This is a genomic window from Streptomyces profundus (assembly GCF_020740535.1).
Taxonomy (GTDB): Bacteria; Actinomycetota; Actinomycetes; order Streptomycetales; family Streptomycetaceae; genus Streptomyces; species Streptomyces profundus.
In genome coordinates, this window is record NZ_CP082362.1 from 1,229,493 (window position 1) to 1,250,658 (window position 21,166).

Sequence of the window (21,166 nt, forward strand, 5' to 3'; positions counted from 1 at the left end):
CCCGAACCACACCCCAAGACCCCCACGCCCCTACCCGGGCGAACGCTCCGGCCAGCGGGCGGGATCCGGGGCGAAGCGGACGGTCAGCTCGCCGCTGGCGAAGGCGGCGCCGGCGATCGTGCAGCGGCGGGGCGCCGACGGCAGCGCCAGCACCCGGCGGAACGGGCCGACGGTGACCACGAGTTCGTCGCCCTGCCGCACCAGGTCCAGGCTCTCCTTGGCCGCGCCCGGCAGCGGCAGCCGCCACACCAGCAGGCCCTCGTCCGCCAGCCGGTCCTCCAGGACCGGCGTCTGACGGGCGACGTCCGCCGTGGGCGGCGGCGGCAGCAGCTCGGCGAGCGCCGCCGCGTCCGGCTCGGCCACCAGCATCGGCAGCCGCCGGGGCGGCTCGGCCAGCAGCGCCGCCCCCGCGAATTCGGCCAGCACGGCCGCCTGCCGGGCGGCGACGCCGGCCAGCCAGGGATCGGACCCCTGGGGCACCAGCCGGTTGGCGATGATCTCCTCCACGCCGACGCCGTGCAGCGCCAGCCCGGCGCGCGCCGTGCGCGCGGTGGCGGCCGAGCGCGCGTTCGGCTCGAAGACGAGCCGCGCCGCCGTCCCCGGCGCCTCGATCAGCCGCTGCCCCTCCGCGAGCGCCTCGTCCCAGCCCTCCGCCGCCGTGAACAGCCCGTCCGCCGGCATCGGGATGCTGGCTATCTGCGCCAGCAGCGGGCGCAGCGCCCTGGCGGTGCGGCGCTCCCCCGGCAACAGCTGGCGCAGATAGCGGCGCAGCTGCTCGGGCAGCGCCAGCAGCCTGACGGCGTCCAGCGCCGGCGGCAGGTCCACCACGATCAGCGGCCAGCGCTCCGCGGCGTGCGCGGCGCGCAGCGCGGCCAGCACGGCCAGCGGCTCGGCGCCCGGCAGCTCGGTCAGCTCGTCGTCCTGAAGGGTGGCCGAGCCCAGCGTGGCCAGCGTGGAGCGGGCCGTGCGCTGCGCGGCGAGCACGGCGGCGCGGAAGTCGGCGGCCGGGTCGATCCGCGCCACCCAGAGCCCGGGCGCCGCCTCGGTTGGCCTCCCGTCGGGCCGCACCGGGGCCCCGCCGAGCAGCGCGGCGAGCCGGTCGGCCGGCTCCCGGCTCAGCAGCAGCGTCAACCGGCCGGCGCGCGCCCCGGCCAGCGCCGTCGCCGCGGCCACGCTGCTGACGCCGTCCCCGCCCGGCCCGGTGACCAGCAGCGTGCGGGAGGCCCCGTGGGGCGTATCGGTCACCCGGCGTCGCCCGTGCCGCCCTCGACCCGCGTCTTCAGCCCGGCGAGGGCGCGGTCGATGATGACCTTCTCCGCCTTGCGCTTGATGCTGCCCAGCATGGGGATCTTCACATCGACCGTCAGCTGGTAGGTGACCTCGGTGTGCTTCCCGCCGGCGACCGGCGCCAGCCGGTACGAGCCGTCCAGGGACCGCAGCATCCGCGACCTCACCAGCGACCAGCTGACCGCGTCGGCGTCCTCCCACTGGTAGGCCAGGGTGTGCTCGTCCTTGATGGCCCCCGCGTCGAGCAGCAGCCGCACCTGCTCGGCTCTGCCCCGCTCGTCCCTGGCCAGCACCTCGGCCTCCTTGACCTCCCCGGTCCACTCCGGGTAGCGGTCGAAGTCGGAGATCACCGCCATGACCTCGGCCGGGGTGGCCTCGATGGTGATGCTCGACCTGGTGTGTTCGGCCATCGGATCTGGCTCCTCGCGCTTATCTCCCGGTGCCGTCCCGGGGAAGGCTATCGCGCCTGGCAGGCCGCCTCGGGACCGCCTGACATCGCACCTGACGACGCCGGCCGACCCCTCGTTCCTACTGGGGAGTACCCTGCGCAGCAAGGGGGCGCGAACGGATACATATGAGAATAAGTACCGGAAGAGGAGGAGAAGCGGTGCGCGAGTTCAGCCTGCCGGCTCTGTACACGGTGCCGGTGGACGGCGGCCTGCCGGACCTGCTGCGGTCCAACGCGGAACGCCATCCGGACACGAAGGTGATCTCCCGCCAGCGGGACGGTGTCTGGCACGATCTGACCGCCACCGAGTTCCTCGCCGAGGTCCAGGCCGTGGCCAAGGGCCTGGTCAGGTCCGGCGTCCGGCCGGGGGACCGGGTGGGGCTCCTCTCCCGCACCCGGTACGAGTGGACCCTCTTCGACTTCGCCATCTGGACGGCCGGCGCGGTCACCGTCCCCGTCTACGAGAGCAGTTCCGCCGAACAGATCGCGTGGAACCTCGGCGACTCGGGCGCGGTCGCCGTGCTGGTCGAGACGGAGGAGCGGCTGGCCACGGTGGAGTCCCTGGTCGACCAGCTGCCCGCGCTCACCAGGCGCTGGTGTCTCGAACCCGCCGCCGGGCCCGGCGCCGTCGCACTGCTCACCGCCGCCGGTGCCCCGATCAGCGACGAGCGGCTCGCCCAGGCCACCGCGTCCGTCTCCCCCGACTCCCCCGCCACCATCGTCTACACCTCGGGCACCACGGGCCGGCCCAAGGGCTGTGTGCTCAGCCACCGCGCCTTCCTCGCCGACTGCGGCAACGTGGTCGCCGCGCTCGGCCCGCTCTTCCGCACCGGCGAGAGCTCGGTGCTGCTGTTCCTGCCGCTGGCCCATGTCTTCGCCAGGATCGTGCAGGTCGCCGCGCTGCTGGCGCCCATCAGGCTCGGCCTGGTCCCCGACGTCAGCCGGCTGACGGACGATCTGGCCTCGTTCCGGCCCACGATCATGCTGGGCGTCCCCCGCGTCTTCGAGAAGGTCTACAACAGCGCCCGCGCCACCGCCGAACAGGGCGGCAAGGGCGCCGTCTTCGACCGCGCCGCCGACACCGCGATCGCCTACAGCCGCGCCCTGGACGCCCCGGGCGGCCCCGGGCTCGCGCTGCGCCTGCGGCACCGCGTCTTCGACCGGCTGGTCTACCGCCGGCTCCGCTCGGTCCTCGGCGGCCGGGCCACCCACGCCATCTCGGGCGGCGCCCCGCTCGGCGAGCGCCTCGGCCACTTCTTCCGGGGCATCGGCTTCACCGTGCTTGAGGGCTACGGGCTCACCGAGTCCTGCGCGCCCACCTCGTTCAACCCGTGGGACGCGCCCCGGATCGGCACCGTCGGCCGCCCGGTGCCCGGCACCGCGATACGGATCGCCGACGACGGCGAGATACTGCTCCACGGCGACCACCTGTTCACCGAGTACTGGAACGCGCAGGCCGCCACCGACGAGGTGCTGCGCGACGGCTGGTTCCACACCGGGGACCTGGGCGCCCTCGACGAGGACGGCTACCTCCGGGTGACCGGCCGCAAGAAGGAGATCCTGGTCACCGCGGGCGGCAAGAACGTCGCCCCCGCCGTGCTTGAGGACCGGATCAGGGCCCACGCGCTGGTCGCCGAGTGCATGGTGGTCGGCGAGGGCCGCCCCTTCGTCGGCGCGCTGCTCACCGTCGACGACGACTTCCTGCCCCGCTGGGCCGAGCAGCGGGGCCTCGCCGACCTGGACCGCGCGGAGCTGCTGGCGCACCCCCGCCTCCTGGCGGCCCTCGACGAGGCGGTCGCCCAGGGCAACGAGGCCGTCTCCCGCGCCGAGTCCGTCCGCGCCTTCCGCGTCCTCCCCGGCCACTTCACGGAGGAGTCGGGCCACCTCACCCCCTCCCTCAAGCTCAAACGCCACGCCGTGGCCCGCGACTTCGCCCCCCAGATCGAAGCGCTGTACGCTGCGCGCCGCTGACCGCTGCGCGCGGCGCGCTGCGCGGCGCAGCCGCGCCCGCCGCGCTGGCGCGCGGCGAAGGCGGGCGGCGCTGGCGCGCGGCCGGACGAGAAGGAGCCCGCGTCACCCCGCCACCCCCGAGGCCGGCGAACGCGCTGGCGCGCCGCAACGCGCGGGTCGCGCTGGCGCGCCGCAACGCCGAACAACGAGGGATGAGGCGCCACCGCGCCATCAGCGACAGCTGACCGCCGCGCCCAACCGCCGAAGGCGAAGCACCAGCGACACTGCCGCGCAGCCGGACGGGAAGGTACCCGCGTCAGCCCGCCACCCCCGAGGCCAGCGAACGCGCTGGCGCGCCGCAACCCCGAACAACGAGGGATGAGGCGCCACCACGCCACCAGCGGCAGCCGACCGCCGCGTTCGTCGGATCGCCGTGCTTCACGCGCGGACCCGACGCCGGCGCGCTGGCGCACGCCAAAGCGGGGTGGCGCCACCGCACCATCAGCGACAGCCGACCGCCGCGCCCAACCACCGAAGACGAAGCACCAGCGACACTGCCAGGCGGCCGGACGGGAAGGTACCCGCGTCAGCCCGCCACCCCGGGGCCAGCGAACGCGCTGGCGCGCCGCAACCCCGAACAACGAGGGATGAGGCGCCACCGCACCATCAGCGACAGCTGACCGCCCAGTTCGTCGGATCGCCGTGCTTCGCGCGCAGACCCGACGCCGGCGCGCTGGCGCACGCCAAAGCGGGGTGGCGCCACCGCACCATCAGCGACAGCCGACCGCCGCGCCCAACCACCGAAGACGAAGCACCAGCGACACTGCCAGGCGGCCGGACGGGAAGCTGCCTGCGGCAGGCGACCGCCCCCGGGGCGGCGGATGCGCTGGCGCGGCCATCAACAGCTGACCGCCCGGGGCGGAGCCCGCAGCGGTGCCAGCGGGGAGCGTGCCCGCGAGGGATGGGGACGACCGAACGCACGGCCGGGCGCGGCAAGGCGGGCGCGCTGCCGGACGGCTCGTGCGGAGCCTCGACACGAACCGGCCCGGACAACGGCCACGGCCTCGGCGCCCGTCCGCCTCCCCCAGGACAAAACCCTCCGCCCAACGCCCGGCAACACAGCGGCCACCAAGCCCCAACCTCCAGAGCCCCGCATCACCATGACCGTTAACCCCCAACGCCACCAGGCCCCAGCGGCCAGCGCCCCGCGCCCCGACGATGCCCGGCGGCACAGGGACCCCCGCTACCCCAAGTGGCCAAGCCTCGCAGCCGGCGCCCCGCGCCCACCACGACCATCCTCCCGACGTGGCCAAGCCACAGCGGCCAGCGATCAGCGTCGCCGTGGCCGTCAACCCGGGCGTGGCCAAGGCACAGGCCACCAGCGACACAGCAGCCCCGAAGCGCCAACACCCCACAGCCCACGCCACCACAACCACCCCCCAAACGCCACCAAGCCCCAGCGGCCAGCGCCCCGCGCCCCGCGTCCATCACCCCCCAACGCGGACAAGGCGATGCCCGGCGGCGCAGGTTCTCCGCTACCCCAAGTGGCCAAGCCACAGCGCCTCGCGCCCAACGTCACCGTGGCCGTCGCCCCGGACGTGGCCAAGGCACAGCCGCCAGCAACACAGCAGCCCCGAAGCACCAACACCCCACAGCCCACGCCACCACAACCATCCCCCCAAACGCCGCCAAGCCACAGCGGCCAGCGCCCCGCGCCCCGACGATGCCCGGCGGCACAGGGACCCCCGCTACCCCAAGTGGCCAAGCCACAGCGGCCAGCGTCCCGCGTCAGGTGAGGAGGTGTTTGAGGCGTTCGGCGAGGAGGTCCCAGCGCCAGTGTTCTTCGATCCAGGCGCGTCCTCGGGTGCCCATGCGGGTGCGGAGTTCGGGGTCCTGGAGGAGGGTGACGATGCGTTCGGCCGTTTCGCGGGGGGCGTGCGGGCCGCCGCCGCGGACGACCCAGCCGGTTTCGCCGTCGAGGACGGCGTCCGGCGCGCCGCCGGAGTCGCCGGCGATGACGGGGAGTCCGGTGGCGGACGCCTCAAGGTAGACCATGCCGAGGCCCTCGACGTCGAGGCCCCGGTTCCGGGTGCGGCAGGGCATGGCGAACACGTCGCCGATGCCGAAGTGCGCCGGCAGCTCGGACCAGGAGACCTCGCCGAGGAAGCGCACCGCGTCCGTGACGCCCTGCCGCGCGGCGAGCCGTTCCAGGTCGGCGCGGTAGGGCCCGCTGCCGACGATGGCCAGCACGGCGTCCGGCCTGGCCGCCAACACCTGGGGCATCGCGCGGATCAGGGTGTCCTGGCCCTTGCGCGGGACCAGCCGGGAGACGCAGACCACCACCGGCCGGTCCGCGAGGCCGAGGCTGGCGCGCAGCGCCTCGCCGCCCGAGCCCGGGTGGAACAGCTTCTCGTCGACGCCGGGGGTGAGCTGGGTCATGCGGGCGCCGGCCGCCGGGGAGAGGACGCCGGCGATCCGCTTCCTGGTGTACTCGCCGAGGTAGGTGAGGACGTCGTTGCGTTCCCCCACGCGGCGCACGATCTGGCGCATCACGGGGATGCCGGCCCAACCCGCCTCGTGGCCGTGGCTGGTGGCCACCAGCCGCTCCGCGCCCGCGGCGCGCAGCGCGGGTGCCATCAGGCCGAGCGGCGCCGAGGCGCCGAACCAGACGGCGGTGCAGTCGTGTTCGCGCAGCAGCGCGACCGCCCTGCGGGTGGTCGCTCTGGTGGGCAGCAGCGTCGAGGAGCGGTCCCGGTAGACGGGGTAGGGCTGCTCGGCGTCGAACTCGCCGGTGGCCGCCACGGCTTCGGCGTCCCGCCGCCAGCTGGAGGCGTACACCACCACGCGACCCGGATCCATCCGCAGCGCCATGCTGTGCAGGAAGGCCTGGATGCCTCCCGGCCGGGGCGGGAAGTCGTTGGTCACGATCAGGGTCTTTCGCATCACCCGAAGACTACCGATCCGTGATCAGGGCCGTACCACCGAGGAGACGGGCATCATGCCGACCGGGTCGTAGCGGATGGTGGAGCCGGTGGAGGGGGCGTGCAGGACCTGGCCGTCGCCGGCGTAGAGGCCGACGTGGCTGGCGTCGGCGCGGTAGACCACGATGTCGCCCGGCTGGGCCTGGTCGAGCGGGACGCCTCGGCCCGCGCCGGCCTGGGCCTGCGAGGTGCGGGGCAGCGAGACGCCGGCGCGGGCGTAGGCCCACTGGACGAGCCCGGAGCAGTCGAAGGCGTCGGGGCCCGCCTGTCCCCAGCCGTAGGGGCGGCCCAACACGGTCTGGGCGGCGGCCAGGGCGGTTTGGCCCCGCCCCGAGGACGGGGAGGCGGCGTCGGCGCCGGGCGTCGGGGGCGTCTTAGGGGCCGCTGTGGCGTTCCGTGGTCCCGTGCCGGTGGCGTCGTCGCGCTCGGCGGCGCGGGCGGCACGTTTCTCCTCGCGCTGTTCGCTCTCCGCGCGACGTTCCCCCTCCTCCCGCTCGTCGCGTTCGGTCAGTTCCTCAAGGCGCTCCCTGGCCTCGGTCAGGCGGTTCTCGGCGGCCTCCTTGCGACGTTCCAGCTCGGCCCGTTCCTCGGTGAGGAGTTCGAGGCGCTGGTCGGCCTCGTCCCTGCGTTGGGCCAGGCCGCGTTGCGCGGAGAGGAGCTCCGCCAGTTCGCTCCCCCGGCGTGCGCTCATCCGTTCATATGAAGCGGACCGGGCGAGGTAGTCGTCGGGGCTGTCGGAGAGCAGCAGCGCCAGCGAGGCGTCCAGGCCGCCCGCCCGGTAGTGGGCCGCCGCCGCCGAACCGACCGCGGCGCGCAGCTCGTTGACCTGCTGCTGCCGGCGTTCCACCTGCTCCTGGCGGAGGGCGAGTTCGGCTTCGAGGGCGGCGACGCGTTCCGCCGCGCCGTTGTAGGCGTCCACGGCGCGGTCGGCCTCGGCGAAGAGGCGGTCCACCTGCCGTGCCACGTCGGCGCTTTCGGCGTCCTGGCCCGGGCTGGCCAGCACCGGGGCGGTGGAGAGCAGGGCCGCGGCGGTCGCCGCGGCCGAGAAGGCGGTCAGCCGCGTCCTCAACCGGCCGCCGGCGGAGGGGAGGAGTCCGTTCGGGAAATGTCCATGAGAAACCACTGCGAGCCGCGCTCCTTCGATGGGGACCCGAGCGCAGCAGAATGTAGCCGCGTCCCGACCGAAGTCATGGCAAGGCGACACCGCGCGGCCCTGCCGCGGGTGCGCAACCGCAGGTCACACCGGGGCGGCGGGTACTGACCCGCCCCGGAGAATCACCTGGTTGGTGGAGTTGACGCGACGCCGGCTCAGGGGGCGTGGGGCCGCGTGGAGTTCGGTGCTCAGCCGACCCTGGTGCCGAACTGGAAGGGCATGATGCTCATGCTGGCGTACTCGACGTTGCCACCCGGCCTCGGCGCGTGCAGCATCTGGCCGTTGCCGGCGTAGATCCCCACATGGGTCAGCTCGGGGTAGAAGAACACCAGGTCGCCGGGGGCGAGTTCGCTCATGCTCACCCGGGTGCCGGCGTTGGCCTGGTCCTGCGAGACGCGCGGCAGGGAGACGCCCGCCTGGGCGTAGGCCCAGGAGGTCAGGCCCGAGCAGTCGAAGGAGTTGGGTCCGGCGGAGGCCCACACATAGGGCGCGCCCAGCTTGGTGGCCGCCGCGTTGAGGGCGGCCTGGCCACGCGAGGAGGCGGCGGCGTCGGACGTGGAGCCGCTCGACGGGTCCGTGGTGGCGCGGTCCTCGGAGCGGCTGGCCCGCGCGGCCTCCTCGGCCTCGGCCTGCTCGGCGGCGGCGACCTGCTGCCGCTCCTCCTCGGTGAGCTGGTTGAGCAGGGACTGGGCCTCGCCCAACTTGCCCTGGATGGTGTCCTTCTGCTCGCTCAGCGTGGAGCGGACGTCCTCCAGCTCGGCCAGCCGCTCGCCAGCCTCCTCGCGCTGCTGGTCGAGGGTGCGCTGCTGCTCCTGGATCAGGCGCAGGGACTCGGCCTGCTTGGCGGAGAGCTGGTCCAGCGCGGAGGCCTGGTCCAGGAAGGCATCGGGGTCAGAAGAAAGGAAAAGCTGCATGGACGGGTCGAGGCCACCGTTGCGGTACTGCGCCGCGGCCATCGAACCCATGCCGTTGCGCAGCTCGTTGAGCCGTTCCTGGCCGCGCGCGGCGGAGTCCTGGAGCTCCTCGATCTCGGCCTGGAGCTCGGTCTCGCGCTCCTTGGCCCCGTTGTACTCCTCGGTGATCTCCTCGGCCTCGTGGTGGAGTTCGTCGACTTCCTCGCGGACGTCGTCGATGCTCTGGCCCGGATCGGCGGAGGCACTGGTAGCGGTGACGCCGACGGTGGCGGCGGCGGAGGCAGCAGCGCCGAGAAGCGTCAGACGTGCGCGGCTTGGCTGCTTGGGACGACGGTGGGACGCCACTGGGGCGATCTCCTTCTTCCTCAGCCGCCCGCCGGGGGACGCGTGGAACTCCGGCTCCGCGAGACTGCACGGACTAGGCGGTACCCTCACGGCCACCCGGGATGGGTGATCTACCGCGCGAAGGTTCGAGGTGACCCTAGCGAGATGCCTTTATCTGGTTCAAATCCTGTCGGCCATATTTTACTTACCTCACACTGCCCGTTGCCGTCTCCCCACCGTCTGTGGAGAACAAGCCGACAGCAAACCCCACCAACCGGATGAACCACCGCAAGGAGATCTTCACCCGCTATTCGGCCGTATCGCCCAACGGCGCGCGCCCCTTGGGGGACAGGCGCGGCCCCCGGCTCGGCCGGCCGCCGGAACAGCGGAACGCGGGCGCACGACGGACAGCGGACGGGGGCATCCGCCGGAGGCGAACGCCGCCGTCCGGCACGGCCAACTCGGAGTCGACAGCGGCGGACCCGCCCACCGCGCGACGTTCCGCTTCTCCGCGAGGGGGGCGCTCAGGTCCGGGAGAGGCGGTTGAGGAGCAGGGTGGAGCGGACCGGCCAGGCGCCGGACCTGGCCACCCCGTCGGCGACCTCGCGGTCCGTCGACACCACGACGACGGGGCGGCCCGGCGGTTCGGCCCGCACCAGCTGGCGGATCAGCTCGTCGGCGGTCTCCCCCGGCCGGCTGAAGAGCACCCGCACCCCGCGCGGCGGGGTCAGGAGCACCGGGGCGGCCAGTTCGGCCCCGTCGAAGACGCAGGTCATCTCGGCCCCGGTCTGCGCGGCCAGCACGGCGAGCCCCCCCATCAGCCGCACCCGCTGCTTCTCCAGAGGCATCGTCGGATAACCGGTTTTGGTGACGTTATAGCCGTCGACCACCAGATGGGCCTGGGGCAGCGCCAACAGCTGGTCCAGCAGCGCCGGATCGTCCCCCGACAGCGCGCGGCGCGCGATGTCCTGCGGCCCCGGCTCGCCCGGGCGCACCGCGTCCACGGTCTGCGCGGGGCGCAGCCGGGCCGGCGGCAGGGCGAGTTCCCTGCGCAGGCCCTGGGCCGCGTCCAACACCGTGTCCAACAGCAGCCGCAGCCGGGTCTCCTCGATGCCTCGCCCCTCCCGCACCGACTTCCGGTTGGACTCAAGCGCCGCCTCGGCCTCCGCCAACCGGGCGCGCAGCCGGCGCGCCTCGCCGTCGGCCACGGCCCTGGCCGAGGCGGTGGACGCCCGCACCTCCTCCAACTCGGCGCGGGACTTGCGGGTCGCGGCCTCGCCGCGCCGCACATCGGCCAGCGCGCTGCGCAACTTGCGGTGCACCGCGTCCGTTTCCCTGCGGGCGTTCTCCAGCTCCTGCCGCAGCCGGTCCTGCTCACCCTTGGCCGTCTCCCGCAGCCGCGCCAACTCCTCACGCAGCTCCCGCAGTTCGCGCTCACGCTCCTGGCCGGCGCGCTCCTCCTGGGCGCGTTGCGCCTCCTCGCCGGCGGCGGCGACCAGCTTGGTCCAGCCGACCGGGCGCAGCAGGAAGGCCGCCGCCGCCACCTCCACCGGATCGGCCGCCGGCAGCGGGGCGCCCCGCTCCACGGCGTCCGCCAACTCCGGCTGCACGGCGCGCTGCACGGCCCCCACGCGGTGTCGGAAGAAGGTGTCGCTCTCCAGCGCGGCGGCCATCGCCGAGCCGCCGAACTTCACCCGACGGGAGGGAGTGAAACGGGCATACTGCCGCAAGGTGGGCGGGAGATCAGCCAGGGTGAGACCGTCGAACGCCTCACCGGCCAGCGCGATGACCCGGCCTCTCACCCGTTCGGGCAGCGGGCGGTCCAGGGTCTCGGCCGGCTCCGACGCTTCGGGCTCGGCCTGTTCCCTGGCCTCCTCACCATCCGAGGGTTCCACCACCGCTGCACACCATCCATCGAGTCGAGCGCCGGCCTGCCGGCCGGGCACCCCCCGTCACTGCGTATGTCCATCGCCCCGCGGGTTCACCCTACGGCTTGGTACGCGCCACGTCTGCGGGCCCCGGCCGCTCGGCGCCCCCATGTCGCGCTCGGGCTAGGGTGTGCCCTGGTATGAGACCACCGGTTTCCGGAAGGCCGGACGACAGGCCGGACGACAAGAGGGGCCAAGCCGTGATCACTTCGATCGTGCTCATCAAGACCGCCGTGGACCGGGTCCCTGAGGTCGCGGAGCGGATCGCGGCGCTCGAAGGGGTCAGCGAGGTGTACTCGGTGACCGGCCCGCACGATCTGATCGCCCTGGTCCGGGTGCGGCAACACGAGGACCTGGCCGAGGTGATCCCCGCGCGGATCAGCAAGATCCCCGGCGTGACGTCCACCGAGACCCATATCGCCTTCCGCACCTACTCCCAGCACGACCTTGAGGCCGCGTTCGCCATCGGCCTGGACTCCTAGCGCGCCAAGGCCCGCTGGCGAACGCGGCCTCCTCCCGGCCTCAGCCCTGGGCGCCGGCGACGTGCCGGGTGGTCGCGACCCACCGCTCCAGCGCCGCCCGGGCCGCGCCCGAGTCGATGGACTCGGCGGCGCGGGCCATCCCGGCCGCGATCCGCCGCTCCAGCGGCGCGTCGTCCGCCTCCAACGCGGCAAGCCCCGCCGCCGAGTTCAGCAGCACCGCGTCCCGCACCGGGCCGGGCTCACCGGCGAGCACCTTCCGCGCCACCTCCGCGTTGTAGCCGGGGTCGGCCCCGCGCAACGCCTCGACGGGCGCCAGCGCCACCCCGACCGAACGCGGGTCGAAGGACTCCTCGGTGACCTTGCCCTCGCGGACCACCCACACCGTGGACGTGGCGGTGACGGTCAACTCGTCCAGGCCGTCGTCGCCCCGGAAGACCAGCGCCGAACTCCCCCGCTCGGCCAGCACCCCGGCGAGGATCGGCGCCATCCTGGCGTCGGCGACGCCGGTGGCCTGCGCGGTGACCCGGGCCGGATTGGTCAGCGGGCCGAGGAAGTTGAAGACGGTGGCCACCCCCAACGCCTTGCGCGCGGCGCCCGCGTGCCGCAGCGCCGGGTGGAACCGCACCGCGGGACAGAAGGTGATGCCGGCCTCGACGGCCACCTCGGCGACCCGTTCCGGCGACAGGTCCAGGTTCACCCCGAGCCGCTCCAGCACGTCGGTCGAGCCGCTGGCACTCGACGCCGCCCGGTTGCCGTGCTTCACCACCCGGGTGCCGGTGCCGGCCACCACGATCGCCGACATGGTCGAGACGTTCACCGTGCGGGCCCGGTCGCCGCCGGTGCCCACGATGTCGACCGAGGGCCCCGGCACCTCGATCAGGTTGGCGTGCGCGTACATCGCCTCGACGAGACCCGTCATCTCGGCGACCGTCTCGCCCTTGGCGCGCAACGCCACCGCGAAGCCTGCGATCTGGGCCTCGCCCGCGTCGCCGCTCATGATCCGGTCCATCGCCCAGGCGGTGTCGCCGCTGGACAGGTCCCGGCCGGCGAGCAGCGTGTTCAGCACGTCCGGCCAGGTGCGTGCCGCCCCGGTGTCGCCTCCGGCGGGGGTCACAACGCTCATGGGAATCACTCCTGGCGAGATAGCTGAACGAGACGGAACGAGAGCAACAGCAAAAGCGACAGCAAAAGCAACGACGAAGGCGAGAACGGGCAGCCCGCACGGTCCCGCGCCCGACCGGCGCCGGGGACGGAGCCGTGGCACCGAAGCCTAGCGGCGCGCCCCGCCCAGGCCGCCACCTGTTCGGTCCTCGGACGGGCGGCGCCCCGACGGACGCACAGACGGCCGTGGGGCCCCCCCCCCCCGGGGGGGGGCCCCCCCCGCCCCCCCACGGCCGTTCGCCGCACGGGGCGCCGGGGGCGTCGACTCAGTGGTGGTCGCCGTGTCCCTCGGTGAGCTCCCTGTACTCCTCGACGGTCGGCTTGTAGATCTGCGCCTGCTCGCCGTAGTACGACTTGTTGAGCCGGACCCGTACCCGCTCGACGGGGTTGATCGGACGACGCACCCCGTTCTCGTCGGTCGCCGGGCCGATCTCGGCCGGCTTGTGCTGCTCGTGGGCGACCAGCGTGTACAGCCGGTCCTGCGGCAGCGGCTCGTGCACCTCGATGAACTCGCCGTGCGGCAGCCGCTTGATGATGCCGGACTCCCGCCCGTGCAGCACCTTCTCCAGGTCCCTGCGTTGGAGACCCAGACAGACACGGCGGGTGGCGAAGAAGACCAGCACCGGCAGCACGAAGAAGCCGATCCGGCAGAACCAGGTGATGGCGTTGATCGAAAGGTGGAAGTTGATCGCCCACAGGTCGTTGCCGCCGGCCACCATCGCGATGAAGAAGGCCGTCAGCCACGCCATGCCGATCCCGGTCCTGGTCGGGTTGTTCCGCGGACGCTGCGCGATGTGGTGCTCGCGCTGGTCCTTGGTGACCCAGGACTCGAAGAACGGATAGATCCCGATGACCGCCAGCATCGCCGGGAACACCGCCAACGGCACCAGCAGGCCGAAGTTCAGCGTGTAGCCGCCGGGGATCACCCACTCCCAGCCAGGCATCATCCGGACGAGGCCCTCGGAGAAGCCCAGATACCAGTCCGGTTGCGCGTTGGTGGAGATCTGGTCGGGTCGATAGGGGCCCAGCACCCACACCGGGTTGATGGTGACCGTCGCCGCGATCATGGCGATCACGCCGAAGATCATGAACATGAAGCCGCCGGCCTTGGCCATGTAGACCGGCAGGAACGGCATCCCCACCACGTTGTCGTTGTGGCGCCCCGGAGCGGCGTACTGGGTGTGCTTGTGGTAGACGATCAGGATCAGGTGGCCCACCACCAGCGCCACCATCAGCCCGGGTAGCAGCAGCACATGCGCGATGAAGAATCTCGGGATGATGTCGTGGCCGGGGAACTCGCCGCCGAACAGGAACATCTGGAGATAGGTGCCGACCACCGGCACGGCCAGGATCGCGCCCTCCATGAACCTGATGCCGACACCGGAGAGCAGGTCGTCGGGGAGGGAGTAGCCGGTGAGTCCGGTGAAGATCGCCAGGACCAGCAGCAGGAAGCCGAAGACCCAGTTGATCTCGCGCGGCTTGCGGAAGGCGCCGGTGAAGAACACCCGCATCATGTGGACGAAGATGCCGACCACGAAGAGCAGCGCGCCCCAGTGGTGGATCTGCCGCACCAGCAGGCCACCGCGCACGTCGAAGCTGATGTCCAGCGTCGACGCGTACGCCTCCGACATCATCACGCCCTGCATGGGCGCGAACGAGCCGGTGTACTCCACCTCGCCCATGCTCGGCACGAAGAAGAGCGTCAGATAGACGCCGGACAGCAGGACGATGATGAAGCTGAAGAGCGCGATCTCACCCAGCAGGAACGACCAGTGGTCCGGGAAGACCTTGCGCATGTTGGCCTTGGCCAGGGTGTAGAGGCCCACCCGGCCGTCCGCCCAGTCGGCGAGCTTCTCGCCCGCCGGGGCTTTCCCCCTGGTGCTCTTCCGGGGTTCCGTTGCCGTACTCATCCGCGCTCCCAGAAGCTCGGGCCGGGGGGCTCCTCGAAGTCGCCGAGCGCCTGGAGGAAGCCTTCGTCGTTCACCGTGATCCGCAGCTGCGGCAGGGGGTGCCCCGCCGGGCCGAAGAGCACCCGCGCACCGTCCGAGAGGTCGAAGGTGGACTGGTGACAGGGGCAGAGCGCGTGGTGCGTCTGCTGCTCGTAGAGCGTCGCGGGGCAACCGATGTGGGTGCAGATCTTGGAGAAGCAGAGGATGCCCTCGTGCCCCCACTCCGCTGACCGCTCGTCCTTGATGTCCTCGGGCTCCAGACGGACCAGCATCACCGACGCCTTGGCGATCTGCGCGTGGAAGTCGTGGTCGTGCCGGTCGAGGTCGCTCGGCATCGCCTGCGTGAGCGAGCCCACCGTGATGTCCTCGGGCCGCAGCGGTTCGCCGGTGCTCTCGTTGACGATGAGCGAACCGTCGCGCCACTTGGTGTGCCGCAGCTTGTCGCCCGGCATCGGGCCCATGTCCCGCAGCAGCACCACGCCGGAGAGCGGCACCAGGGCCATCGCGCCGAACAGGGTGTTCCGCACCAGCTTGCGGCGGCCCAGCTGCGACTCCTCGGCGCCCTTCTTGAAGTCCGCGAGGACGCGCTCCTTGACCTCGGGGGAGGCGGACACGGCGTGCCGGTCCTCCGACAGCTCCTCGTCCGACATCAGGGTGCGCGCCCAGTGGATGGCGCCGGCACCGATGCCGAAGAGCGCGAGACCGAGCGTCATGCCCAGCGCGAGGTTCAGCGCGCCGATGTGCCCCAGCGGCCAGATGTAGACGATCCGGTCGATCGGGATCGTCACATAGGAGACGATGAAGCCGATCGTCGCCAGCATGGAGACCGTGAACAGCAGCGCCACGGTGCGCTCGGAGCGCTTGGCGGCTCGTTCGTCGATGTCCTGCCGCCGGGGTTCGTGCGGGGGCAGGCCCGGGTCGGCGAACGGATCGTCCGGCACGGCCAGTTCGCCGGGCCGCCGCTCACCCGGGAGGTGATCGTCGGACACGTCTTTTCGCGTTTCCGTTTCTTGGGGGTCTGGGGAGGTGTCTTGGTCGCGGTCGCTCATGACTTCCTGGCCTTAGCGCTCCTGGCCCCGATCCACACCGTCAGGGAGACCAGCGCGCCGATGCCGATGGTCCAGGCGAAGAGGCCCTCGCTCACCGGGCCGAAGCCGCCCAGCGTGAGCCCACCGGGGTTGGGGGACTCGGAGGTGTTGACCGCGTCCAGCCAAGCGATGATGTCGCGCTTCTCCTGCTCGGGCAGCGTGGTGTCCGGGAAGGAGGGCATGTTCTGAGGGCCCGTCAGCATCGCCTCGTAGATGTAGATCGGATCCACGTCGTTGAGGTCGGGCGCGAACTTGCCGTGCGTCAGGGCACCGCCCTGGCCGGTGAAGTTGTGGCACTGCGAGCAGTTGGTGCGGAAGAGTTCGCCGCCTCGGGCCGCGTCGCCCTCCGCGGGGTCGTAGGCCGACGCCTCGGGGATGGCCGGGCCCGGGCCGAGCGCGCCGATGAAGGCGGCGAGTTGCTCGATCTCGGCCTGGGTGTAGACCCTCGGCTTCTCGTCGGCCTGCTGCGAGGGCGAGGCCATGGGCATCCGGCCGGTGCCGACCTGGAAGTGGACGGCTGCCGGGCCCACGCCCACCAGGCTGGGGCCGTCGCTGCCGCCCTCACCGCCCCGGCCGTGGCAACTGGAGCAGCCGACCTGGTAGAGCGTCGCACCTTCCTCGATGGCAAGGGACTGGGCCGAGTTCCCGGCCTGTGCCTCGTCTGCGGGCGCGAACGCGGCATACAGCCCCCCGGTGGCCGCCAGCGCGAGGATGAGGACGACGAACACCGCCAGTGGATGGCGCCGTCGTGCGGAGAGCTTTTTCACGGATTACCCCGGTGTCAGGATCTTCTGCGTCGGTGCTTGGGACAAACGCCCGGTGCGGCGATGGGCTACTTGATCAGGTAGATCGTGGCGAAGAGTCCGATCCACACGACGTCCACGAAGTGCCAGTAGTAGGACACCACGATCGCCGTGGTGGCCTGCTCGTGCGTGAACCGTCGGGCGGCGTAGGTCCTGCCGAGTACGAACAGGAAGGCGAACAGCCCGCCGACCACATGAAGGCCGTGGAAGCCGGTCGTCAGGTAGAAGGCCGAGCCGTAGGGGCCCGAGGCCAACGTCACGCCCTCGTGGGCCACCAGCTCCACGTACTCGGTGACCTGACCGCCGACAAAGATGGCGCCCATCACGAAGGTGACGATGAACCAGCGGCGCAACCGCTTCACATCGCCCCGCTCCGCGGCGAACACACCGAGCTGGCATGCCACCGAGGAGAGCACCAGGATCGTGGTGTTGGTCATCGAGAACGGCAGGTTGAGCGCGTCGGCGCTCTCCTGCCAGTAATCGCTGCCCATCACCGATCGCAAGGTGAAGTACATCGCGAAGAGGGCCGCGAAGAACATCAGCTCGGAACTCAGCCAGATGACCGTCCCCACACTGGTGACGTTCGGCCGGTTGACCGAGGGGATCGCATGCCCGGTGTCTACTGCTGTTGCTGTCGCCACGCCCGTCATTATGTCGGTCGCTTTTCCGGGGCTTGTCTCGGGGGTGGGGTTCGGTGTGTTGAGGGCCCGTGCCCCTGCCTTAAGTCCCGCCGGACGGAGTAGCATCCGCGCAACGAACAACCACCCAGCGGGCGGAGGAACGATGCAGCGCAGCGCCACGGTGCTGGTCTACAGCGACGATGTCAACACCAGGGAGCAGGTGCGGCTCGCCGCGGGACGGCGCCCGGCGACGGATCTGCCGGCCGTCGAGTACATCGAGTGCGCGACCCTGCCGGCGCTCCTGTCCATCCTGGAACGGGGCGGTGTCGACGTCTGCGTGCTGGACGGGGAGGCGGCCCCGGCCGGCGGCATGGGGGCCTGCCGGCAGATCAAGGACGAGATCTTCGAATGCCCCCCGGTGCTCCTGCTGATCGGGCGGGCCCAGGACGCCTGGCTGGCCTCCTGGAGCCGTGCCGAGGCGGCGGTGGCCCACCCGCTCGACCCGGCGGAGCTGACCGCGGCCCTGACGGGCCTGCTGCGGGAGCGGCTGCCCTCGGCGGCCTGAGGGCCGTCGGCACCGCCCCGAGGCGGCGCGGCCGGGCCTCAGACGCTCGGACGCGCCCGCCCCGAGGCGGGCTGGGCGTGGTCGTCGCCCTCCTGCTGGAGCGCGCTGCCCGCCAGCCACTCGTCCCAGGAGAGGTTCCAGTCCCCGAAGCCGTTGCCGAACGCCGCCATGTCCTCGCCGTCGCCGTTGACGTGCTCCACCACGTCACCCGGCTTGAGCAGGTCGAAGAGCCACTGGGCGTTCTCGGTGCTCATCCCCGTGCAGCCGTGGCTGACGTTGGCCGAGCCGTGCGAGGCCGCCGACCAGGGCGCACCGTGCACGTACTCGCCGCTCCAGGTGAGCCTGGTGGCCCACTGCACGTCCATGTCGTAGGACTCGGCGCTGCCGGCCGGGATGCCGATGCTGGTGCCGGTCATCCGCACGTTGGGCTCCTGGCCCAGCACGACCTTCTTGCCGTTGCGGGTGCGGAAGCCCTCCTTGCCCGTGGTGATGGGCAGGGTGCGGACCTCCTCGCCGTCCTGGTAGACGGTCATGGTGTGGGTGCTGATGTCCGCCACCGCCTCCAGCCGCTCGCCGGTGCGCAGCTCGACGGCGTCGGCCCTTCCACCGCGTAGGCCGTCAGCTATGGCCATGCCCTCCAGCTGGGAGCTGACCGTGATCCTGGTGTCGGCCGGCCAGTAGTCCTTCGGCCGGTAGTGCAGTTCCTTGTCGTCGACCCAGTGCCAGGCGCCGGTCACCTCGGGTTCGCTGGTGACCCGCAACGCCGCCTCCACCAGGGCCCGTTCGCGCTGCCCGGACACCTCCTCGCTCAGCTCGGCCGTGATCGGCTGGCCGACGCCGTAGGTGCCCTGGTCCGGGCCGAAGGTGACGTCGACGCGGTCCGCCTGGGAGCCGGCCGTCCGGAATGCGTGCTCGCCCCTGCCCGGCTCCCCGTCGCCGTTCTCCGTGCTCACCCGGACGGTGTAGTCGGCGCCGGCGGTCAGCAGGTCGCTGCTGGCCCAGGCGCGGCCGTCGGCGGACAGTTCGCCGGCCAGCGGGCGCCCGGCCGCGTCGACGGCCTCCACGTCCGTGATGCGGGCGCCGGCGGCCTTGGCACTGATCTTCAGCGGGGCGTCGGGGTCGACCTCGGCGACGCCGCCGGCGCCGCCGAAGGAGAGATGTTCGAGGGCGTCGTAGGGCTGGTCGCTCAGCGACTTGGCGTTGGCACCGCACGCGGTGACGCCGGCCAGCAGCGGGGCGAGTATCAGCGTGCACCGGAACTTAGTCCGCGCGGTCCGCGCGGTCCACGTCGAGAGGCTCATAGCCACAAAATACGAAGATTGCCCCGAAAGGGCCCGGCGGCTGCCTGCAAACGGGTGGGCCCCCGGAACACGCGCGTTCCGGGGGCCCACCCGTCAAGGACAGACGGGCAGCGGACGAGGGGGCCGGCCGATGGCCGGACGCCGGGTCACTGCGTCTGGTTCTCGCCCCGGTAGTACTCGAAGACCCACAGCCAGAGGCCGACGGCCAGCACCGGGAGGGTGAAGAAGAGGAACCACCAGCCGAAGACCGGGCCGAGGAACGCCAGCGCGGCACCGCCGGCCAGAACCAGCGGCGCCCAGCTGTGCGGGCTGAAGAAGCCCAGCTCGCCGGCGTCGTCGGCGACGTCCGCCTCCTTGTTGTCCTGCGCGCCCACATCCACCCTGCGGGCGGTGAACAGCAGGTAGAAGCCGACCATCGCGGCCAGCGAGAAGGAGAGGAAGAGCGCGGTGGTGCCCACCGGCTCCTTCGACCAGACGCCGTAGACGACGGCGACAGCCAGCAAAAAGACCGCGAGCCAGCTGAAGAGATGTCCCTGGATCCTCACTCGCCGGCCTCCTTTCCGGTGAGCGCCTCGGCCTCGTGGCGGGCCTCGTTCTCCAACTGGTCGAGCGCCGCAACCTCGGGGTGGTGCAGGTCGAACGCCGGCGACTCGGAGCGAATCCTGGGCAGGGTGGTGAAGTTGTGCCGTGGCGGGGGCGAGGAGGTCGCCCACTCCAGGGACCGCCCGTAGCCCCACGGGTCGTCCGCGTTGACGTACTCGCCGTACTTCCAGGTCTTCCACACGTTGTAGAAGAACGGCAGCATCGACAGGCCGAGCAGGAACGAACTGACGGTGGAGATGGTGTTCAACGTGGTGAACCCGTCCGCCGCGAGGTAGTCGGCGTACCGCCTGGGCATGCCCTCGGCGCCGAGCCAGTGCTGCACCAGGAAGGTGCCGTGGAAGCCGATGAAGAGCGTCCAGAAGGTGATCTTGCCGAGCCGCTCGTCCAGCATCTTGCCGGTCCACTTGGGCCACCAGAAATGGAATCCGGCGAACATCGCGAACACGACGGTGCCGAAGACCACGTAGTGGAAGTGGGCCACCACGAAGTAGCTGTCGGAGACATGGAAGTCCAGCGGCGGCGAGGCCAGGATGACGCCCGTCAGGCCACCGAAGAGGAAGGTGATCAGGAAGCCGACCGACCAGAGCATCGGCGTCTCGAAACTCAGCGATCCCTTCCACATGGTGCCGATCCAGTTGAAGAACTTCACCCCGGTTGGCACCGCGATGAGGAACGTCATAAAGGAGAAGAACGGCAGCAACACCGCTCCGGTGACATACATGTGGTGCGCCCAGACCGTCACCGAGAGACCGGCGATGGTGATCGTCGCGGCCACCAGGCCGATATAGCCGAAGATCGGCTTCCGGCTGAACACCGGAATGATCTCGGAGACGATCCCGAAGAAGGGCAGGGCGATGATGTACACCTCTGGATGTCCGAAGAACCAGAAGAGGTGTTGCCAGAGAATGGCTCCGCCGTTCGCCGCGTCAAAGATATGTGCGTCGAACAATCGGTCGGCTGCCAGCCCGAACAGCGCGGCGGCCAGGACCGGGAAGGCCAGCAGCACCAGCACACCGGTGAGCAGCACGTTCCAGGTGAAGATCGGCATCCGGAACATCGTCATGCCGGGGGCGCGCATGCAGATGATGGTGGTGATGAAGTTGACCGCGCCCAGGATGGTGCCGAAGCCGGAGAGCGCGAGGCCCATCACCCACATGTCGGCGCCGACTCCGGGCGAACGGATCGCGTCGGAGAGCGGCGAGTAGGCGAACCAGCCGAAGCTGGCCGCGCCCTGCGGGGTGAAGAAGCCGCCAACCGCGATCAGGCCGCCGAACAGGTACAGCCAGTAGGCCAGCATGTTCAGACGCGGGAACGCCACGTCGGGCGCGCCGATCTGGAGCGGCATGATCCAGTTGGCGAACCCGGCGAACAGCGGGGTCGCGAAGAGCAGCAGCATCACCGTGCCGTGCATGGTGAACAGCTGGTTGAACTGCTCGTTCGACACCACCTGGGTGCCCGGCCTGGCCAGCTCGGCCCGCATGATCAGCGCCATGGCGCCGGCCGCGATGAAGAAGAAGAACGACGTCAGCAGATACATCGTGCCGATCGTCTTGTGGTCAGTGGTCGTCAGCCACTTGATCACCATGGAGCCGGCTGTGCCCGGCTTCTT

The 21,166-nt window shown here is 71.7% G+C and carries 17 protein-coding genes; 3 read left to right on the top strand and 14 right to left on the bottom strand.

Annotated elements, in window-relative coordinates:
• Positions 1-30: 30 nt before the first annotated feature.
• Complete coding sequence (locus K4G22_RS05475) at positions 31-1,245, bottom strand: ArsA family ATPase (RefSeq protein ID WP_228078538.1); 1,215 nt, start codon at positions 1,243-1,245, stop codon at positions 31-33.
• A complete protein-coding gene (locus K4G22_RS05480) occupies positions 1,242-1,697 on the bottom strand; it encodes an SRPBCC family protein (RefSeq protein ID WP_228078539.1) in 456 nt (151 codons plus the stop codon). Before K4G22_RS05480 ends, K4G22_RS05475 begins: the two co-directional genes overlap by 4 nt.
• Before the next feature lie 197 nt (positions 1,698-1,894).
• On the opposite strand from K4G22_RS05480, the gene K4G22_RS05485 reads away from it, so the two are divergent.
• Complete coding sequence (locus K4G22_RS05485; RefSeq protein WP_228078540.1) at positions 1,895-3,706, top strand: AMP-dependent synthetase/ligase; 1,812 nt, start codon at positions 1,895-1,897, stop codon at positions 3,704-3,706.
• 1,767 nt (positions 3,707-5,473) lie between these two features.
• Here the strand turns inward: K4G22_RS05485 and K4G22_RS05490 are convergent.
• From K4G22_RS05490 to K4G22_RS05505, 4 genes are all read right to left on the bottom strand, one after another.
• Positions 5,474-6,628, bottom strand: a complete 1,155-nt coding sequence (locus tag K4G22_RS05490; RefSeq protein ID WP_228078541.1) for a glycosyltransferase family 4 protein — start codon at positions 6,626-6,628, stop codon at positions 5,474-5,476.
• Between the two features lie 24 nt (positions 6,629-6,652).
• On the bottom strand, positions 6,653-7,789 hold the full coding sequence (locus K4G22_RS05495; RefSeq protein ID WP_228078542.1) for a C40 family peptidase: 1,137 nt from the start codon (positions 7,787-7,789) through the stop codon (positions 6,653-6,655).
• A gap of 218 nt (positions 7,790-8,007) precedes the next feature.
• The gene (locus K4G22_RS05500; RefSeq protein ID WP_228078543.1) at positions 8,008-9,078 is read right to left on the bottom strand and encodes a C40 family peptidase; all 1,071 of its coding nucleotides are present in this window, start codon (positions 9,076-9,078) and stop codon (positions 8,008-8,010) included.
• Between the two features lie 503 nt (positions 9,079-9,581).
• On the bottom strand, positions 9,582-10,883 hold the full coding sequence (locus K4G22_RS05505) for an NYN domain-containing protein (RefSeq protein WP_228083958.1): 1,302 nt from the start codon (positions 10,881-10,883) through the stop codon (positions 9,582-9,584).
• Between the two features lie 302 nt (positions 10,884-11,185).
• Between K4G22_RS05505 and K4G22_RS05510 the strand changes: the two genes are divergently transcribed.
• The gene (locus K4G22_RS05510) at positions 11,186-11,467 is read left to right on the top strand and encodes an Lrp/AsnC family transcriptional regulator (RefSeq protein ID WP_228078544.1); all 282 of its coding nucleotides are present in this window, start codon (positions 11,186-11,188) and stop codon (positions 11,465-11,467) included.
• A gap of 40 nt (positions 11,468-11,507) precedes the next feature.
• Here K4G22_RS05510 and trpD read toward each other — a convergent pair whose 3' ends face one another.
• The 5 genes from trpD to ctaE form a co-directional block, all read right to left on the bottom strand.
• Positions 11,508-12,590, bottom strand: a complete 1,083-nt coding sequence (gene trpD / locus K4G22_RS05515; protein ID WP_228078545.1) for an anthranilate phosphoribosyltransferase — start codon at positions 12,588-12,590, stop codon at positions 11,508-11,510.
• A 304-nt stretch (positions 12,591-12,894) separates the two neighbouring features.
• Positions 12,895-14,538 carry a cytochrome bc1 complex cytochrome b subunit gene (gene qcrB, locus K4G22_RS05520; protein WP_228078546.1) on the bottom strand — a complete coding sequence of 548 codons (1,644 nt, stop codon included), beginning with the start codon at positions 14,536-14,538 and terminating at the stop codon, positions 12,895-12,897.
• Positions 14,535-15,626, bottom strand: a complete 1,092-nt coding sequence (gene qcrA / locus K4G22_RS05525; protein ID WP_228078547.1) for a cytochrome bc1 complex Rieske iron-sulfur subunit — start codon at positions 15,624-15,626, stop codon at positions 14,535-14,537. Before qcrA ends, qcrB begins: the two co-directional genes overlap by 4 nt.
• Positions 15,623-16,432: a cytochrome bc1 complex diheme cytochrome c subunit gene (qcrC, locus tag K4G22_RS05530; RefSeq protein WP_228078548.1), complete on the bottom strand. Its 810-nt coding sequence runs from the start codon at positions 16,430-16,432 to the stop codon at positions 15,623-15,625. The genes qcrA and qcrC overlap by 4 nt, the downstream gene beginning before the upstream one ends.
• A gap of 65 nt (positions 16,433-16,497) precedes the next feature.
• A complete protein-coding gene (gene ctaE, locus K4G22_RS05535) occupies positions 16,498-17,118 on the bottom strand; it encodes an aa3-type cytochrome oxidase subunit III (protein WP_228078549.1) in 621 nt (206 codons plus the stop codon).
• A 133-nt stretch (positions 17,119-17,251) separates the two neighbouring features.
• On the opposite strand from ctaE, the gene K4G22_RS05540 reads away from it, so the two are divergent.
• Positions 17,252-17,653 (top strand): DNA-binding transcriptional response regulator, encoded by a 402-nt coding sequence (locus K4G22_RS05540; protein ID WP_228078550.1) that lies wholly within the window; start codon positions 17,252-17,254, stop codon positions 17,651-17,653.
• A 38-nt stretch (positions 17,654-17,691) separates the two neighbouring features.
• Here K4G22_RS05540 and K4G22_RS05545 read toward each other — a convergent pair whose 3' ends face one another.
• The 3 genes from K4G22_RS05545 to ctaD form a co-directional block, all read right to left on the bottom strand.
• Positions 17,692-18,954: a L,D-transpeptidase gene (locus K4G22_RS05545; protein WP_228078551.1), complete on the bottom strand. Its 1,263-nt coding sequence runs from the start codon at positions 18,952-18,954 to the stop codon at positions 17,692-17,694.
• A gap of 146 nt (positions 18,955-19,100) precedes the next feature.
• The gene (locus K4G22_RS05550) at positions 19,101-19,499 is read right to left on the bottom strand and encodes a cytochrome c oxidase subunit 4 (protein ID WP_228078552.1); all 399 of its coding nucleotides are present in this window, start codon (positions 19,497-19,499) and stop codon (positions 19,101-19,103) included.
• Positions 19,496-21,142, bottom strand: coding sequence for an aa3-type cytochrome oxidase subunit I (gene ctaD / locus K4G22_RS05555; protein ID WP_228083959.1), 1,647 nt, complete (start codon positions 21,140-21,142; stop codon positions 19,496-19,498). Before ctaD ends, K4G22_RS05550 begins: the two co-directional genes overlap by 4 nt.
• Positions 21,143-21,166: the final 24 nt, after the last annotated feature.

Excerpts from the sequence above, each read along its gene's own strand:
- K4G22_RS05480 (WP_228078539.1), bottom strand. The coding sequence starts at position 1,697 with ATGGCCGAACACACCAGGTCGAGCATCACCATCGAGGCCACCCCGGCC.
- K4G22_RS05490 (WP_228078541.1), bottom strand. The coding sequence starts at position 6,628 with ATGCGAAAGACCCTGATCGTGACCAACGACTTCCCGCCCCGGCCGGGA.
- trpD (WP_228078545.1), bottom strand. The coding sequence starts at position 12,590 with ATGAGCGTTGTGACCCCCGCCGGAGGCGACACCGGGGCGGCACGCACC.
- qcrB (WP_228078546.1), bottom strand. The coding sequence starts at position 14,538 with ATGAGTACGGCAACGGAACCCCGGAAGAGCACCAGGGGGAAAGCCCCG.
- qcrA (WP_228078547.1), bottom strand. The coding sequence starts at position 15,626 with ATGAGCGACCGCGACCAAGACACCTCCCCAGACCCCCAAGAAACGGAA.
- ctaE (WP_228078549.1), bottom strand. The coding sequence starts at position 17,118 with ATGACGGGCGTGGCGACAGCAACAGCAGTAGACACCGGGCATGCGATC.
- K4G22_RS05540 (WP_228078550.1), top strand. The coding sequence starts at position 17,252 with ATGCAGCGCAGCGCCACGGTGCTGGTCTACAGCGACGATGTCAACACC.
- K4G22_RS05545 (WP_228078551.1), bottom strand. The coding sequence starts at position 18,954 with ATGAGCCTCTCGACGTGGACCGCGCGGACCGCGCGGACTAAGTTCCGG.
- ctaD (WP_228083959.1), bottom strand. The coding sequence starts at position 21,142 with ATGGTGATCAAGTGGCTGACGACCACTGACCACAAGACGATCGGCACG.